The sequence below is a fragment of the Sphingopyxis jiangsuensis genome (assembly GCF_016734905.1).
Classification (GTDB): domain Bacteria; phylum Pseudomonadota; class Alphaproteobacteria; order Sphingomonadales; family Sphingomonadaceae; genus Sphingopyxis; species Sphingopyxis jiangsuensis.
This window is the reverse complement of record NZ_JAERPO010000002.1, coordinates 406,553-423,295: the sequence shown is the minus strand read 5'-3', so window position 1 is coordinate 423,295 and position 16,743 is coordinate 406,553. Positions and strand designations below refer to the sequence as shown.

Here is a 16,743-nt window from a genome sequence, read left to right as displayed (position 1 = left end):
AAGCATCGCGGCGCCAGATCCATTCGCTCCGTCTTGCGACGACGGAACGCATTTTCGACCCAAGGAAAGGGCAGGCCGCTTCGTGCGGTGACCATTCGCCCTATTGTTATCAGACGGATGGGGCGCGAACAATGGCCGCGCCCCTTCCGGCCTCATCCCCCGGTCATTTCCGATTCCGCCATCGCATCGACTAACCGCTCGAGCTGTGGCGAGCAGCTATTCGCCATCAGTGTCTCGACCGACGCCTCCGGTGTTTCGGGCAGCGCTTCGAGCGCCGCAAAGCGGACCGTCACCGGCGCGGCCAATCCCGCACCCGAGAGCCGGTAATCGACCCCATATTGGACGGGCATCGTTTCGGTCGGCCACTTGCGGAAATTGGCGCCCGACACAAAGGCGACGGTTTCAGCGCGTTCGCCGCGTTCGATGCGCAGCAGTTGGTCGCTACCCATATCGGGGCGCCAGAGCAGCAAGGATGCCGGGTCGACGACGCAGAAGGTGCCGCCTTCGCGATAGTCGAGCAGCCACAGATTCGGCGCGCGCACGTCGACCGGTTCCGGATCGCCGGGGCCGCGCGAAAATCCGCCGCGCGAGCGAACCGACGGCCCCTTGGCGAGCATGCGGGTGACGGTGGACCCCATCGACTGGCTCGCCTGGACGGTGCCGGTCGCGTTGAACGTGCCGGGTCCCGACAGCGTCCGGGTCTTGCCGCCCTGCATCAGTACGACCCTGTCGCCCGCAACAAGCGTGACGCGTTCGTTCGATTTGAGCTTGGTGCCGGTAGGATATTTGCTCGCCGAAGGTCCGGTCGAGCGGACGACCATCGACTGGGCGGCGGCGGTGCCGACAACGGCAACCGCCATGACCGCGGCGACGGCGGTCAGGCCGAGGCGGCGTATCGAGTGTTCAGGAAAGGGCATAGCTTTCTCCTTTTTCGGTCGCGTTCAGACGTTCTATCAGAAAGTTGATGGCTGCATCCTGACTATATTCCGTGGCCAGCGCTGTGGCGTGGGTCACAAAGGCGTTTTTGTCGCCCGCGGCATGCGCCTCGACCATGGCGGCAATCGCGCGGCGCTGGTCGGGGGTCAGGTCGGGACGCGGGGTGAAGACATCGACCGGTTGCGCACGCCCGCGCAACGTCACCCGGCCCATCGGAACAAGGTCGTCGCGCTTGGCATGGGCGGCCGCCTCGGCGGAGATCAAAATGCCGGATTTCAAGCTCTTGTTCGCCGATTCAAGCCGCGATGCGGTGTTCATGCTGTCGCCGAGCGCCGTATATTGAATGCGGTCCTCGCCACCGAAATTGCCGACAATCGCATCGCCGACGTGCAGCCCGACGCGCGTCATGCCGATCGGCGGGACGCCCTCGGCAAGGTCGACACGAAATTTTTCGCCCGCTTCGTACATCGCGACCGCTGCTGCCGCTGCCCGTTCGCCATCGTCGGGACGCGAAAGCGGCGCTCCCCAGAAGGCGACAATCGCATCGCCGACAAATTTGTCGATGGTTCCGCCGTGGTCGAGGACGATATCGCTCAGCCTGTCGAGATATTCGTTGAGCAAACGCGCGACCGTTTCCGGCGTAACTGCATGGCTTAGCTGGGTGAATCCTTCGAGATCGGTGAAGACGCAAAAGATGTTGCGGCGCTCGCCATGCAGTGAAAGCTGGTCGGGATCGCGCATGATCTGCGCTGCGACATCGGCGGGCAGATATTTGCCGAGCGCCGACTGCGCAAAGGCGCGCTGGCGGGCGCCCACCGTCCGCGCGGCGGTGCCGACGGCGGCATAGCCGAACAGCCAGCCGATCGCCCAGCCGAATGCGGGCAATGTCGTGGTATCGACGCCCCGCGCGTGCACCCAGAAGGGAAAGGTGAGGAAGAAAGCCGACTGCCCGAGAAAAATGAGTGCGACCCAGCGCGCGCGAAGATCGACGATGCTGGTCAATCCCCCGGCGACGACCACGAGGATCGCGAGAAGCCAGAGCGAAACGCGCGGAAGCGGGTTCGTCCAGGCGCCGTCGAGCTGCTGCGCGAGCATATGCGCATGTATTTCGAGCCCGATCATCGTTTCATGCTCGCCGGATATCGGATCGGGAAAGCGGCTGAGCGGCGTGTTGAACTGGTCGTTGTCGATGATGTCGCCGCCGATCAGGACATAGCGCCCCTGCACCAGGTCCGACATTCCGGCGAGCATTGCATCGTCGAGTGGCGCGCCGAAAATGTCGATGGGGAGGTTGGCAAACACCGGTTCCTCCTGTCCCCTGGCGGCGCGTGCCGGGAGCAGGAAGCGGATATTGCCCTGAAAATTGGCATGGGCGGAATCGACCGGCGCGAGCGCATTGGCCATCAATGGCGGCAGATGGGCAGGGCGGTCGGGCCAGTTGCGGATGACGCTGTCGTCGTCGGTTCGGAACAGCACGCTCGTCGGCTTGGTGCGCGGCCCGACGACGTCGGCCTGGAATGCCTCGAGAAACTTCTGCTGCTCATAAAAAATGGTGTTCGGGTTGCTTGCCTGCTCGGCATAGGCGAGCCACGTCGGCGTTTGCATCGACCGAAGCTGCTCCTTGAGCAACTCGTCGTCGGGGCGCGGCGAGTCGAACACGATATCGATGCCGATGGCCTTTGCCCCCATCTTGTCGAGATTGGCGAGCGCGTTGGCGAGCAGAGTACGGTCGAGCGGCGAGCGGATGCCTGTGTTGAACAGCGTCTCGTCATTATAGGTGACAAGGACGATGCGCTTGTCCTGCCGGGTCTGCGGCGCCATCAGCGTTGCGCGCGCATCATAGAGGGTCCGCTCGGCGTCGCGCGCGAGCGGCAGTTCCCACCCGAAACGCGCGATGAGCACTGCGACGATCAGGAACAGGATCGTCGCGACCATGCGCGACGGGCCGAGTTGAGTGACCAGCCGCCGGATGCGCTTGCGCAGCGGCACGGCGGCGGGCTGTCCGTCGGACGCCGCGGTGGGTTCGATCGTTGCCGTTTCCGTCATGCTGTCAGCGTGCCGAGCGGCCTGCCGTCTCCCCCCGCTGCGCCGTCGATGCGGTGTCAATTGCGTGCAGCAACGGTTGGCCGCCGTCGCCGATAATCGCGAAACCGGCCCAATAATAGGGGTGCGACGTCTGTTGGTCGTCCATCAACTGCTGCTGCGTCGCCCACAGCGCGTCGGCGACGCTATCGCCCTGACGCGCGGTGAACAGCCCGCCGATCAGCCGCCGCGTTGCGTCGAAATCGTCGGGCGCGGGCCAGTGGCTTGCGATTACCGACCGTCCGCCGGCGCCGATGAAGCTGCGCACCAGTCCGTCGAGCGCGTTGCCGCCGCCGCTCGAAATGCCGGCCTCGCGCGTCGCCGCGACCGAGGCCGCGCCGGCAGTGTCGCAGGCCGAAAGAATGACGAGGTCGGCATCGATCTTGAGCTCGAAAATTTCCTGGAAGGTCAGCAGCCCGTCGGATTGACCGTCGCCGAACGAGGTGACCAGCGCCGGACGCGCCGGGCACGACCGGCGCGGTGCGGTGACAAGACCGTGGGTTGCGAAATGGATGATGCGATAGTCGGACAGGTCGCTGCGCGTCTTGACGGCCGTGTCGGTAAAGTCTCCGCCGGTGAGAAGCGTTGCGGTGTCGCGGCCGATGGCGTTGCTCGCGGTAACGAGTTCGGCCGAAGAAATCGGGCGGCTCCACTGCGCCAAATCCCATTGGCAGTCGTCATCGACGCCGACGCCGACCGCGCCGCGCGTCCCGAGCGACGGGAGGAGCCCGGTGACCGGCACGTTTTCGCCGAGCCCGAAATATTGGTTGCGGGCATTCGACGGCGCTGCCTGACGCGCATTGCGAAATCCGAGCGCCGATACCGCGGTTGACGGCCGCGTCGCGCGCCCGAGCCAAGCAATCTGGCGCATGTCGAACGGATCGGCGTCGACGTCGAGCAGCCGCTCGTCATAGGCGGCCAGCCCGGTGTCGGCGGTGACGAGCAGGTTGATCGGCAGCTTGAGCATCGCGCCGTCGGGTTCGAAAATCAGGTGGCTCACAGTGGGCAGGCGCTCGGCGACGGGGCCGAAAAGCCGCGAATAAAGCGACCGCGCCGTTGCGGCGTCGAAAGGATAGGTCACGCGGCGGCCGCTCTCGACCACCGAGATGGTCGACCGAAGCTGGTCGACCGCGCCTTCGAGCGCGCCTGCACCGATGTCCGAACGCCAAAGCTGCGCCGCTCCGGGTTCGATCAGCATCCCGTAAACCGCATCGCCGACGACGAGCATCTTGAGATAGGCTTCGTCGGGGCGCAGCACCTGCTGCAACTCCGTCAGCTCGAGCTTGCCCGATGCGACCACGCGATATTGCGGGAAGGCCGAAAGCGCGCCGATGGTTTCGGTCTGCTGAAAGGCAAGATTGTCGAGCTGGGTCTTGAGGTCGGCGCGCAGCGCATTGACCTCCGCCGTCGCCGGAAGCTGCGCGAGGCGCGCGTCCTCGATCCGCGCCCGCTCGATATCGCGGGCGATCGTCGTCGCCTGCCGGAACAGCCGTGCGCCTTCGCCGCTGCCGCTCGACAGTTCGCGTGCGAGCACCGCCTGCGTATCGGCTACGCCGGGGCGGACCTGAAGCTGGCTGGCGACGAAGAAGTCGTTGATCGCTGCAGCGTCGGAGCCGACCCGCTCGGTGAGCAGGCGATAATAGGGCGCCATCATGTTCGCCATGCCGGTCGTCGACCGCTGCGACGAGGCGAGTGCGCTCACGACCTCGCGATAGATGCCGATCGCCTTGTCGTCCTGGCCGTGTCGCGTCAGGAAGGCGGCGTAGCGCGCACGGGCCGAGGCGAGCGCATTGGTTTCGGGATATTCGACCGCGAGCGCATTCACCGATTCGATAAAGCGCGCGTCTGCCGCACCGATGTTGCCGAGCGCTTCTTCGGCCAGCGCCAGTTCGCCGAGCATTTGCGAGCGCAGGCGGATAATGGAAGTCACGCGCCCTTCGCGTACCGCAATCGCATCGTCGAGACCCTTGATCTGCGCGGCCTTTGCCGCGCTGGCGTTGCCGCGCAGCCGCTCGACCGTCCCGAACAGATGGTCGGCCTGCGCGTCGATAATCTTCGCCCGCTCGGCGGGGGTCAGTTTTTCGCGACCGCCATCCTGCCGGATCGCGCTGTTCGTGCCGCTGTTGACGCCGGCGACGATTTCGGGCGTCAGCGTCACCGCGCCGCCCGAGACCGTCACCGCATCGCGCAGCGGCGGGACGGGGGCCTGAAGGATCGACGCGGCGCCATCGAGATCGCGCTGGTTGAGCGCGTGGATCGCGCGGAAATTGCGCCGCAGGCGGATCTGCACGGGATCGCTCGTCGGGATGGCTTCGACCTCGCCGAACAGCCGTTCCGCCTCGGAAAATTCTCCGAGGTTCGAGCGCTGCAGCGCGCGGTTGAGGGTGAATTCGGTCGGGTCGATGTCGACCGCATCCTGCTCGTCAAGCGCGCGCCGCGACAGCGCCTCGAAAAATTCGGCGGCTTCGGCATAATCGCCGCTGTGGTTGCGCCGGTATCCTTCGGCAAGCGCCTTGTCGACATCGATGGTTCCCGCGAGCGTCCGGGCAAAGCCGTCGTTGCCGCCGACCGAGGTCGTGGCGACCTTGATGACGCCTGGGACGACGCGGCGCTGGCGAACCGATTCGAGCGCGATGTCGAGCGCATCGCCATAGGCGGCAAAGCCTTCGACGGCATAGGCCGTTTCGCCCTGTTGTTCGATCCGCGTCTGCCAAGCGATGTCGCTGCCGCGCACCGTGCAGGTGCCGGCGGCACTACAATCTATCGTTTCCGTCCGTCCGGCGTCGATGCGTGCCGCCGCCTCGGCGCGATCCGCGCGCAGCATGCGGACATAGCCGACCGGCTGGCTCGCATCGCGGCAGACAATGACCCACGCGCGATCGAACATTCCGCGGATGACCGAATCGCGCACGGTCGCCTGAACCGCGCACAGCGATCCGCCTTGCTCGCCAATCGAAAAACTGTCGCGCAGCGTTGGGTCGACACCTTGGCCTTGTGCCGCTGCCGGTGGCGTTGCCGCTATCGAAGCGGCACCGAGCGCCGACAAACAAACCTTAAGTCGAGCGGCCATCGTACATTCCCCCAAAACACATAACCGAAGCGCCCTGTCGCCCGTGCGTCAGGGTGCCATCTTCGCTGCTGTGGTACGACCCATTCCCTGCCGACGGACCCTAAACCCTTCGCTTTCAAAAGGGAAGTGATCTGGGGCACAGGCGGCTTGCGCCGCCGCAGTCGGGCACCTATCTGGTATCGACTGTTTCAACCCGGTGAGGACAAGATGAACGCATTCGACGATCGTGAACGGGCTTTCGAGGCGAAGTTTGCCCGCGACCAGGAGATGCAGTTCCGCATCACCGCGCGCCGCAACCGCCTACTCGGCGAATGGGCGGCCGAGCGAATGGGGCTGACGCCCGAGGAGACCGACGCCTATGCCAAGGCCGTCGTCCAGGCCGATTTCGAGGAAGCGGGCGACGAGGATGTCATCCGCAAGCTGGCGGGCGACCTGACCGCCGCAAAGGTCGAGATCAGCGATGCCGAAATCCGGGCCGCGCTCAACGAGAAGGCAACCGAGGCTCGCCGCCAGTTCATCGAAAGCCGGAACTGAGGACGATCGGCGATGGGGATGCGCGAATCCGAATTGAGGAGCCTGATCGAGGCGGCATTTCCCGATGCCGACGTCACGATCACCGACCTTGTGGGCGACAATGACCATTATTCGGCACACATTGTCAGCGCCTCATTCGCGGGCATGTCGCGTGTCGCGCAGCACAAGGCGGTCTATGCGGCGCTCGGCGGCCGGATGGGCGGCGAACTTCACGCCTTGCAATTGACCACCGCCATTCCCTCATAAGGGGGCAGAGCAAAATATTGCGCACCGCGTGCGCCACCGGAGACCTGACATGACCGACCCCGCCACTCACGACCGCATTGCCAAGCTGGTCGCCGATCATCCCGTGCTGCTGTTCATGAAGGGCACCCCCTTGTTCCCGCAGTGTGGGTTTTCTTCGCGCGCCATTGCGATGCTCGACCGGCTTGGCATCGAATATGATACCGTCGACGTCCTGCAGGACATGGAAATCCGGCAAGGCATCAAGGAATTTTCCGACTGGCCGACGATTCCCCAGCTTTATGTGAAGGGCGAATTCGTCGGTGGCTCCGACATCATGATGGAGATGTGGGAGGCGGGCGAACTTCATCAGGTGATGGACGGCATCCCGACCAAGGCGGACTGATTGCTGCGGCGTGTGCCGCAGCGTGACAAACAGATTATGGTGGAGATGTTATGACGCACAAGGGAAGCTGCTTTTGCGGCGCGGTCGAGATCGCAGTGTCGGGCGATCCGGTCGATATGGGATATTGCCACTGCCAGTCGTGCCGGAGCTATTCGGGGGCGCCGTTCGTTGCCTTCACCATCTGGCCGTCCGACAATGTTGCCGTGACCAAGGGCGCCGAACTGATTGGCGGCTATAACAAGGTCGGGACGAGCGATCGCAAATATTGCACGCAGTGCGGCGGTCATATGTTCATCGACCATCCCAAGCTCGGCGTCGTCGATGTTCGCGCGGCAATCCTGCCGACCGTCGATTTCGAACCAAAGGCGCATCTGAGCTACGCCGAGGCCGTTTTTGCGGTTTCGGACGATCTGCCGAAGTTTGTCGATTTTCCTGCCGAAATCGGCGGTTCGGGAAAGTTGGTCGACGCAGCCGACTAGTTCAGGCGCCGGGTAGTGCCCCGGAATGAGCCGCGGCACGGCGACGTGCGAGGGCGTCGATGGCGTGTGCAAGCCGCGCCCGGACTACCGGCTCAAGCCATCGTGTGCAGGCCAATGCAAAGCCGACGACGATTGCTGTCGTCAATAGCAACGCTTCGGTGAATGACATCCCCGTACGAAGCAACGCAGCCGCGGCGACCGCCCCCGCATCCTGATGAATGAGGTAAAGTGGGTAAGTGGCAAGGCCGAGCTGCGTAGCCATCGGGAGCCATTGCGTTCCGATTGCGATGCGATCGGCGCTCGCGATGACGAGTAGTCCCGCTACAAAGAATAGGAAGGGAAGCGCAAACCCCTGGGTCACATCCATCGCCGTCATGCGAGCGGCCGTGACATTGGCGATTTCGACCGTGCAGGCTGCCAGAGCGAGTACAAAAAAAGACGGCGAAGACAGGGCGCCGGTCCGTGCCCGGCGTTCGAGCATCATGCCGACGGCGAAGAAGCTGGCGTGCGGCGCCAGCAACAAGCATAGCCCGAGCGACGGTGGCTGACCCGGGCCTGGACCTGCGAGCAGGTACGACGTCCAGAACAGCGCTCCGACGAAAGCGAGGATTTTGGGCAGCACGTCAAGGACGGCATCACCTGCGCGCCACAGGCCAAGGCCGACGAGCAGATAGAAATTCACCTCGACGCCGAGCGTCCAGTAGGAGGCGTCGATTTGTGGTGCGGCGGCGAGGAAAAGAGTCGATGCTGTCCAGCGCCGTGCGACTTCGGCGGGCGTGAAGATGCCCGCCCAGATGAGGGCAAGCGCGGTGATCGTTGCACAAAGCCATGCTGCCGGGGCGAGGCGAAGGATGCGCCGTCGCACGAACTGGCCGGCCCCGCTGCCGCGCGCTGACAATGCAATGACGAAGCCCGAGATGACGAAAAATAGTTCGACGCCAATCCATCCGAACCAGGTGAAGGACGCGAAGGGCGCTGCGAGATCCTGTCCCGAAAGAGCCTCGCGCGCGGCCGCGCTTGGCGCGCGCGCGAACGAGGCGAAATAATGCGCCGCGAGCACCAGCATCGCACAGGCGAAGCGGAGCAGGTCGAGGGCAGCCAGTTTGCGAGGCGCGGCGCGAGCGTGTCCCATACCGCACGCTGTGCACCAGAATGGATAACAGCCGATTAAACCGACGGCTTCCGGGGGCGGGGCCGATTGGCCGCTCCGCCCCCGTTCGCTTGGGGTAAGTGGGGGATGTCCCGGTGGGGGCAGGGGGCATCAGGGACCAGACCGATGCCCCCCACCGCTCCATTTGAGCGGAACACTCGGGAACGTGGACATACTATTCAAACGCCGTGCCAAATCGCGGCGATCGCGGATTATGACGCGAGACGCTGGTTAGCGAATCCTTACCGCCCCCGCCGTTTGTCAAGAATTCCGACACTCGTGCGTAATTTTTCGTTCAGGAAGCGTTCAGCCGTTTGACTACAATTGTAGTCGTGTTCTATCGGTGAACGCCTAGAGGAGGGGTCCGGCATGGCGGAACGAGCAAGCGAGTCGGAAATGCAGGTATTGGCAGCGCTGTGGGACAGGGCCCCGCAGACGGCCGCCGACCTGACCGAACGCGTCGGCAAGCGCAACGGCTGGACGCAGGCGACCGTCAAAACGCTGCTCGCGCGGCTCGTGCAAAAGGGCGCGGTGACGGCCGAAGCCGACGGGCGGCGCTATCTCTATTCGCCGGCCATCGAGCGCGCCGATGCGGTGGGCGAGGAGTCGCAGCGCTTCGTTGACCGCCTGTTCGGCGGCCGGGTTAGCCCTTTGATCGCTCATCTCGCCGAGCGCGAGGCATTGTCGGATCGCGACATCGCCGAGATTGAGGCGCTGCTGCGGAGGCTGAAGTCATGAGCGCCGCGATGCTGTTCGACGTGTGGATCGACACGCTCGTTACAACTGCGCTGCTCGTGCTAGCGATCTTGCTGATCCGTAAGCCTTTTGCGCGCTTTTTCGGACCGAAGCTGACCTACACGCTGTGGCTGATCCCGGCGCTGCGCCTGGTCTTGCCGCCACTTCCCTTCGCCGATCCCGTCGTGCCTGCGGCACCCGTAGCGATGCCCGTGACCGAGATTGTCTGGCCTGACGCGGCCCAGCTCGGCGCGCTCGATGGTGCGGCTGCGGCGTCGGCGGCCGCTCCGCTCTGGTCATTGGCCGAATTGCTGCCGTGGCTTTTCGCAGCATGGGCGGTTGGCATGGTCGCGGTTATCGTCGCAGCCATGCTCGCGCACGACCGTTTCCGGCGCGCGGTACTGGGCGCATCGGTCGAGCTCGAGCCGATCGGGTCGATCCGCCTCGTCATGTCGGACGCGGTCGATGGCCCTATCGCCTTTGGTTTGTGGCGTCGGTTTGTCGCAGTGCCGCAGGATTTCTTTGCACGCTATGCCGCCGATGAGCGCGCGCTGGCGGTTGATCACGAACTTGCGCACCATCGCCACGGCGACTTGTGGGCGAATGCGGCGGCGCTCGTGCTGCTCGCGACCCAATGGTTCAATCCCTTTGCCTGGCGCGCCATCAGGGCCTTCCGCTTCGATCAGGAAGCCGCGTGCGATGCGCGTGTGCTGACGATGGCTGACAGCAGTCCGCGTGCAGTGCGCACCGTCCGCTACGCCCATGCCATCGCCAAGGCTGCGGTCGGTTCGCGCCTGTCGCTCGCCGCGCCGATGGCGGTCCACGATAATTTGCAGGAGAGACTGACGATGTTGATGCGGGAGGATGTTTCGATCAAGCGCGGCGCCATGGGGCGCTTGCTTGTCGGCGGAGCGGCGGTGGCGGTTCTCGCGACGACCGCGACGCTGGTGCCGTCGGGGATTGCCAGTGCGAATGCGCAATACGCCGATGCGCCGGAACCCCCGGCGCCCCCGGCCCCGCCCGCAGCGCCCACCGACGTGCCGCAGCCGCCTGCACCGCCTGCTGCACCGGAAGCGCCCGCGGCACCCGGCGTCCACCGCGTGATGATCGTCACGACCGACGACGACGCCAAGGGGGCAGATGGCGGCAAGAAGCGCGAGATCCACCGCGTCGTGATCCGGGACGGCGAGCGCAAGGGCGGCGGCGAGCACGGCCTCCACTGGGCTCCCGAAGCGGGGGCGAGCGGAAAGGTCAAGCGCTTCGAATTCGCGCTTCCCGGCGCGCCTACGCGTGATGAAATTCTGTCGGCGCTGAAGGAGCAGGGCGTAACGGGCAAGAAGGCAAATGCTATTGCCGACCGGCTCGAGGCGAAAGGGAAGCGCAGCATTGCGCTCGCCCCCATGCCCCCGATGCCGCCCATCCCGCCTATGCCCCCCGCTGCATGGTCGTCGGCCGACGGCAAGGGTTTTGCCTTCGCCAAGTGCGGCAAGGATGCGAAGGCGATGCCCGTCATCGAGTTCGAGGAACAGCAAGGCGGCAAGAAGAGCCGCGTCGTGATGACCCATTGCGGCCCGGAAGGCGACCGGACGGCGCAGGTTTCGGCGCTTAAAAAGGCCCGCGAACGTTTTGCCAGTGGCGAGAGTTCCGGCAAGTTGAGCGACGAAATCCGTGCCAAGGTACTCGCCGACATGGACCGCGCGATCGCCGAGATCGAAGAGTCCGGCGACTGAGGTTTCAGCTTCGACGCTGACCCCCGTCCCCGGTGGGGTCAGCGGCAGGGGCGGGGAAAGGGAGTGGCGATGCCGCTCCCTTTTTCACATGCGCGGCCCTTTTCCTTCCGGCTTTGTGATGCCACATGGCATATATGAGCGACCAAAAGCCTTGGCCCGATACGATCCGTGCCGGCGATTGCGAAGAGCATGAGCCGCTGGTCAGGCGCGTGCTCGCGCCCAATCCGTCGCCCTACACCTTCACGGGAACGCAGACATGGATCGTCGGCGCGGGCAGCGACGTTGCGATCATCGACCCTGGCCCGACCGGCAGCGGGATGAGTATCGGAGACCCGCCCGACGCCCATGGGGCAGGGCATGTCGACGCGATCCTCCGCGCGGTCAAGGGGCAGCGCGTCGCAGCGATCCTTTGCACGCACACGCATCGCGACCATTCGCCCGCCGCGGCGCCCCTGAAGGCCGCGACGGGTGCGCCGATCGTCGGCTGCGCCCCGTTGGCGCTTGCCGACGACGGTCCGCGCGCCGACTCTGCCTTCGATCCCGATTATGCGCCCGACCGGGTTCTTGCCGATGGCGAGCGTGTCACTGGCGACGGCTGGACGCTCGAGGCGGTGGCGACGCCGGGGCATACGTCAAACCATCTGTGTTTTTCGCTCATCGAGAGCAAGGCCCTGTTTACGGGCGATCATGTGATGGCATGGTCGACGAGCGTCGTGAGCCCGCCCGATGGTGACATGGCGGCCTATATGGCGAGCCTCAAGAAGCTCTATGACCGCGACGACCGCATCTATTATCCGGCGCACGGCCCTGCCGTGGCCAAGCCGCGCCAGCTCGTGCGGGGGATGCTCGGCCATCGCAAACAGCGCGAGCGACAGATTTTGCGGGAACTCGAACGCGGGACGGACGTGATTCCCGACATGGTAAAGCATATGTACAAGGGGCTCGACCCGCGCTTGACCGGCGCCGCCGGCCGATCGGTGCTCGCGCACCTTCTCGACCTCGAAGCGCGCGGTCGCGTCGCACGTGCCGATAACCGCTGGCGGCTCGTCGCATGAGGCGCGACCTTTTTCGCATAACTGTCGTCGCGCTTCTCCTGCTCGCGATCTTTCTCGGCTGGCGGGCGTGGAGCGGCTGGCAAAAGGGCTATGAGCCCGAGACCGTTGTCGCCGCGAGCCTCGAAGGGTTGCGCGAGCAGAATGTGCTCGTTCCCTTCACCGCACGCTATGTCGCGGTGGTGACGTCGAGCCAGAGCCGTCTTGGCCTCAGCGCAAAGAAGACGCTGATTATGCCGGGGACGGTACGCTACGAACTCGATCTGGCGAAGCTGCAGTCCTCTGACCTCGACTGGGACGAGACGGCTCGCCGGCTGACGGTGACGCTCCCGCCGCTGCGTCTCGCTGGTCCCGAAATCGACATCGATGCGATCAGCGAGTTTCGCGATGGCGAAATCCTGCTTGCGATCACCGACGCCGAAGCGTCGCTCGACGCCGCCAATCGCAAGGCGGGGCAGGCCGAACTGATCAAGCAGGCGAAGAGCGCAACCCCGATGCGCCTCGCCGAAGCGGCCGCGCGCTCGGCCATTGAGCAGAGCTTCGCGATGCCGCTGAAGGCCGCCGGCATCGACGCGACGGTGACTGCACGCTTTAGCGAGCGCTGAGCGCCTTTCTCCGACCGTCCCGATGCGCTATACCGCCGCCAAATGAGGGGGTGATTATGGCGACGACGACAAGCGACGCAGCGATTACGGAAAGCTTTTGGGAGCGCATGGCGCTTGGCCTCGCGCTGCTTATCCTGTTCGGTTTCGCGCAGTTTGCACTGCGTGGCTTTGTCGATCCGTTCGGCGTGCCGCTGTCGACCCACTTCCACGGTTTGGCGATGCTCGCATGGCTCGCGTTGCTCGTCGTGCAGCCGCGCCTGGTGCGGCAGGGCGATATGGCGATGCACCGCCGGCTCGGACGGCTTGGCGTTGCCCTTTCGATGCTTGTCGTGGGGCTGGGCTTTTATGTGGGTATATCGGTGATCGCGGCGGGGCGGCTCCCGCCCTTTTTCACCCCTCACTATTTCCTTGTCCTCGTCTCGGTGGAGCTGCTCGCTTTTGGGGGGCTGGTATGGGCGGCCGTCGCCCACCGGAGCAGGACCGACTGGCACCGGCGCTTCATGATCGGATCGGCGATAATGCTGCTCGAACCTGCGCTCGGGCGTCTGCTGCCGATGCCGCTGATGATCGGGTGGTGGGATCTGCCTATCGCGATCATCCAGCTTGCGGCGGTGGGGCTGATCGCGCTGCATGACCGGCGAACGTTCGGACACGTGCATAGTGCGACCAAGATCGTCGCGCTGCTTGTCATCCTGGTCCGGCTCACCATCTATATGGTGCCGATGTTGCCGCCGGTTCAAGCGCTGGCTGCGGGGCTTTCGGGGGGGTGATTCCGTCCCGAATTGCCCTCTGGCGCGGCGCCGTGTAGGGACGTGCCGGGCAACGGCCCCGATAAGGAAAGACCATGACTGCTCCCGTCCGCGAAAATCTGTCCGGCGTCGATTTGCGCGCCGAAATCGACCGGCTGCGTAAGGATCGCAACGCGGTCATCCTTGCGCATTATTACCAGAAGCCCGAGATCCAGGACCTGGCGGACTTCGTTGGCGACAGCCTGGAGCTCTCGCGCAAGGCGGCTGAGACCGACGCCGACGTCATCGCGTTTTGCGGCGTCAAGTTCATGGCCGAAACGGCGAAGATTTTGTCGCCGGAAAAGATTGTCGTGCTGCCTGACATGGACGCGGGATGCAGCCTCGAGGACAGCTGCCCGCCCGAGCAGTTCAAGCGGTTTCGCGAGCAGCATCCCGATCATATCGCGCTGACCTATATCAACTGCTCGGCCGCGGTGAAGGCGCTCTCCGACATTATCGTCACATCGTCGAGCGCCGAGACGATCATCAGCCAGATCCCCGAAAGCCAGAAGATCATCTTTGGCCCCGACCGGCACCTCGGCGGCTATCTCAATCGCAAGTTCGGGCGCGACATGCTGCTCTGGCCGGGCGTGTGCATCGTCCACGAAGCGTTCAGCGAAACCGAACTGTTGAAGCTGAAGGCGCAGCATCCGGACGCGCCGGTTGCGGCGCACCCCGAATGTCCGCCGCACATAATCGACCACGCCGACTATGTCGGGTCGACGAGCGGCATCCTGCAATTTGCGAAAAGTTTCCCCGGCGACACGCTGATCGTCGCGACCGAGCCGCACATCATCCACCAGATGGAAAAGGCGCTGCCCGAAAAGAAGTTCATCGGTGCGCCGGGGGCGGACGGGAACTGCAACTGCAACATCTGCCCCTATATGGCGCTCAATACGATGGAGAAGCTCTATTTTGCGCTTCGCGACCTCGAGCCGCGCATCGAGCTTGACGAGGAGCTACGGCTCGGCGCCAAGAAAAGCCTCGACCGGATGCTCGAAATGGCATCGGGGACGATCGGCAAGGGCGATCTGGGTGCGCGCGCGCCGGCCTGACGGTAACGACAGGTTCGCGGGAGGGGCGAGGTGATCGTCCGTCTCCGTGCCCTATGGGAAGCAATCAACGCCAGCTATTGGTTTTACCCCGCGCTGTTTGCCCTGGGTGCGGTCCTGGTATCGTCCACGACGATCTGGTTTGACCGCAACGGTGCAGCGGAAATATTGTCACGCGTCGACTGGCTGACGCCATCGCGCCCCCAGGGCGCGCGGGCGCTCCTTTCGTTGATTGCCGCATCGATGATCGGTGTCGCAGCGACGGTGTTTTCCATCACCATCGCGGCAGTCGCCTATGCGTCGGGCACCTATGGGCCGCGTTTGCTCACCAATTTCATGGAGGATCGTGGCAACCAGCTTTCGCTTGCCGTCTTTATTGCGACCTTTGTGCACGCCCTGCTCGTGCTGCGTGTCGTCCGCGGCGAGGATGAGGAAGCGATATCACTGGGCGGCGCTGTCGGGACGTCGACACCGGGATTCGTGCCCCAGCTTTCGATCCTCGTGGCCTTTGGCCTCACGATGATTTCGGTCGTGGTGCTGGTTTACTTGCTCCATCATATTCCCTCGAGCATCCGCATAAACAAGGTCATTGAACAGATCGGTTGCCGCCTCATCGCCTCGATAAAAGGCCGCTTCCCCAAGTCGGGCGACGCCGAGCATGTGCAGGAACCGCTCAACGGAACGCCGGTCATCGCGGCCGATCATGGCTATATTACGCTGATCGATTTTGCGACGCTCGACGCCATCGCCGAAAAGCATGGTGCAGTGGTCGGCCTGCCGCTGCGCACGGGCGACTTCGTGCACGGTGCAGTGACCCTGTTGCACTGGCGTGGTCCCGATCTTGATGACGAGACCGAAGAAAAGCTGCGCGGATGCTTTGCGATAGGCTCCAGCCGCTCTCCGCATCAGGACATCGATTATATGATCGACGAATTGGTCGAGATTGCGCTGCGTGCCCTGTCGCCAGGCATAAATGATCCTTTTACCGCGATTGCCGCGCTCGACTGGCTCGGGGCTGCCACTGCCGAACTTTCAAGACGCAGTCTCGACCGCGGCCCCGAGCAGGACGATTATGACAGGACCAGGGTCAAACCTGTTGCCGACGGATTCAACCATTATCTCGAACGAGGGTTTGGCTCGGCATTGCGATCCGTGGCCTCAAGCGACGTGGCGGCGGCAAAGTTCATCGGCATTGTCGAGAGCATGTTGCCTGCGGCGGCGAACGCGGAACGTCGTGCGATGCTTTTAGCGCTGGTCGATCGGCTTCTTGCACTAGCGGAGATCGCGCTTGAACGGCCCACCTTCGTGCGACTCGAGTCGCGGTGCAGCATTCTTCCGGCCGTGTGAACGCGGCGCGGGCACAAGAGGGGGCGCCACAATTCTCGAATCCGAGTCAAAAAATGCTGCACCCTTGTTACAAAAATGCTGCAGGGAATCTGCTTGTTGCAACTGCCGGACTTATCCACAATTAAGCATCGGCCGAGTGAAAAAATGCGCCGATTTTTGTTGGTGGACCGGGCCCTTCATGTCAGCTTCAAATCATCGGACGACAGAGACGTCGGATCGCCGGGAAACGAAGGGTAGTTGCAAGACTAGCCGGAAGAGAACGGGCCAGATCGACGAGGAAGTCATCCGGTGACCCGATCACGGAACGCAGCGATTCCCACGAGTTGAGGCGAACCCGATCGGACAGGAAAGCAGTCCATCGCTTGAAAAGCGACTGTTTCGGCAGACGCAATGACGAGATGATGAAGGGCTTTCCAGGTGCGGCCGGCCCCCGAAAGGGGGCCGACCAAACCGTCGCCGGATTGTTCCGGCGCGCGCCGGGGCGCATCATTTGGCGGGCTGCCGATCGCAAGAGAGGCGGACCGGGATGAAGCGGCACGGGGATGCGTGGAACGA

General features: G+C 64.1%; 15 protein-coding genes. 11 read left to right on the top strand and 4 right to left on the bottom strand.

The genetic code is table 11. The features are described 5' to 3' along the window. Nucleotides 1–152: 152 nt before the first annotated feature. Genes JI743_RS08740 through JI743_RS08730 form a run of 3 tightly spaced genes read right to left on the bottom strand, consistent with a single transcriptional unit; the run spans nucleotide 153 to nucleotide 6,088 of the window. Nucleotides 153–917 (bottom strand): hypothetical protein, encoded by a 765-nt coding sequence (locus JI743_RS08740; protein WP_201927928.1) that lies wholly within the window; start codon nucleotides 915–917, stop codon nucleotides 153–155. Beyond that, complete coding sequence (locus tag JI743_RS08735; RefSeq protein ID WP_201927927.1) at nucleotides 904–2,982, bottom strand: adenylate/guanylate cyclase domain-containing protein; 2,079 nt, start codon at nucleotides 2,980–2,982, stop codon at nucleotides 904–906. The genes JI743_RS08740 and JI743_RS08735 overlap by 14 nt, the downstream gene beginning before the upstream one ends. 4 nt (nucleotides 2,983–2,986) lie before the next feature. Then, complete coding sequence (locus JI743_RS08730; RefSeq protein ID WP_201927926.1) at nucleotides 2,987–6,088, bottom strand: CHAT domain-containing protein; 3,102 nt, start codon at nucleotides 6,086–6,088, stop codon at nucleotides 2,987–2,989. A 207-nt stretch (nucleotides 6,089–6,295) separates the two neighbouring features. Here JI743_RS08730 and JI743_RS08725 point away from each other — a divergent pair, with 207 nt between their 5' ends. Genes JI743_RS08725 through JI743_RS08710 form a run of 4 tightly spaced genes read left to right on the top strand, consistent with a single transcriptional unit; the run spans nucleotide 6,296 to nucleotide 7,729 of the window. Beyond that, nucleotides 6,296–6,622 carry a DUF1476 domain-containing protein gene (locus JI743_RS08725; protein WP_201927925.1) on the top strand — a complete coding sequence of 109 codons (327 nt, stop codon included), beginning with the start codon at nucleotides 6,296–6,298 and terminating at the stop codon, nucleotides 6,620–6,622. A gap of 12 nt (nucleotides 6,623–6,634) precedes the next feature. Then, entirely contained in the window at nucleotides 6,635–6,868 is a 234-nt protein-coding gene (locus tag JI743_RS08720; protein WP_201927923.1) for a BolA/IbaG family iron-sulfur metabolism protein, read from the top strand. A gap of 49 nt (nucleotides 6,869–6,917) precedes the next feature. Beyond that, nucleotides 6,918–7,250: a Grx4 family monothiol glutaredoxin gene (gene grxD / locus JI743_RS08715; RefSeq protein ID WP_201927921.1), complete on the top strand. Its 333-nt coding sequence runs from the start codon at nucleotides 6,918–6,920 to the stop codon at nucleotides 7,248–7,250. A gap of 50 nt (nucleotides 7,251–7,300) precedes the next feature. Further along, complete coding sequence (locus tag JI743_RS08710; protein WP_201927919.1) at nucleotides 7,301–7,729, top strand: GFA family protein; 429 nt, start codon at nucleotides 7,301–7,303, stop codon at nucleotides 7,727–7,729. A gap of 1 nt (nucleotide 7,730) precedes the next feature. Here JI743_RS08710 and JI743_RS08705 read toward each other — a convergent pair whose 3' ends face one another. Beyond that, nucleotides 7,731–8,861: an acyltransferase family protein gene (locus JI743_RS08705; RefSeq protein WP_201927917.1), complete on the bottom strand. Its 1,131-nt coding sequence runs from the start codon at nucleotides 8,859–8,861 to the stop codon at nucleotides 7,731–7,733. Nucleotides 8,862–9,248: 387 nt separating this feature from the next. Here JI743_RS08705 and JI743_RS08700 point away from each other — a divergent pair, with 387 nt between their 5' ends. The 7 genes from JI743_RS08700 to JI743_RS08670 all read left to right on the top strand — a co-directional run bounded on the left by JI743_RS08700 (nucleotide 9,249) and on the right by JI743_RS08670 (nucleotide 16,188). After that, a complete protein-coding gene (locus tag JI743_RS08700; RefSeq protein WP_201927915.1) occupies nucleotides 9,249–9,617 on the top strand; it encodes a BlaI/MecI/CopY family transcriptional regulator in 369 nt (122 codons plus the stop codon). Next, complete coding sequence (locus JI743_RS08695; RefSeq protein WP_201927913.1) at nucleotides 9,614–11,344, top strand: M56 family metallopeptidase; 1,731 nt, start codon at nucleotides 9,614–9,616, stop codon at nucleotides 11,342–11,344. Before JI743_RS08700 ends, JI743_RS08695 begins: the two co-directional genes overlap by 4 nt. Nucleotides 11,345–11,478: 134 nt before the next feature. Continuing rightward, complete coding sequence (locus JI743_RS08690) at nucleotides 11,479–12,399, top strand: MBL fold metallo-hydrolase (RefSeq protein ID WP_201927911.1); 921 nt, start codon at nucleotides 11,479–11,481, stop codon at nucleotides 12,397–12,399. Continuing rightward, nucleotides 12,396–13,001, top strand: a complete 606-nt coding sequence (locus tag JI743_RS08685; protein WP_201927909.1) for a DUF4230 domain-containing protein — start codon at nucleotides 12,396–12,398, stop codon at nucleotides 12,999–13,001. The genes JI743_RS08690 and JI743_RS08685 overlap by 4 nt, the downstream gene beginning before the upstream one ends. Before the next feature lie 56 nt (nucleotides 13,002–13,057). After that, nucleotides 13,058–13,771 (top strand): adenylate cyclase, encoded by a 714-nt coding sequence (locus JI743_RS08680; protein WP_201927907.1) that lies wholly within the window; start codon nucleotides 13,058–13,060, stop codon nucleotides 13,769–13,771. A 74-nt stretch (nucleotides 13,772–13,845) separates the two neighbouring features. Next, nucleotides 13,846–14,844: a quinolinate synthase NadA gene (gene nadA / locus JI743_RS08675; RefSeq protein ID WP_201927906.1), complete on the top strand. Its 999-nt coding sequence runs from the start codon at nucleotides 13,846–13,848 to the stop codon at nucleotides 14,842–14,844. Nucleotides 14,845–14,874: 30 nt separating this feature from the next. Beyond that, nucleotides 14,875–16,188, top strand: a complete 1,314-nt coding sequence (locus JI743_RS08670; RefSeq protein WP_201927905.1) for a DUF2254 domain-containing protein — start codon at nucleotides 14,875–14,877, stop codon at nucleotides 16,186–16,188. Nucleotides 16,189–16,743: the final 555 nt, after the last annotated feature.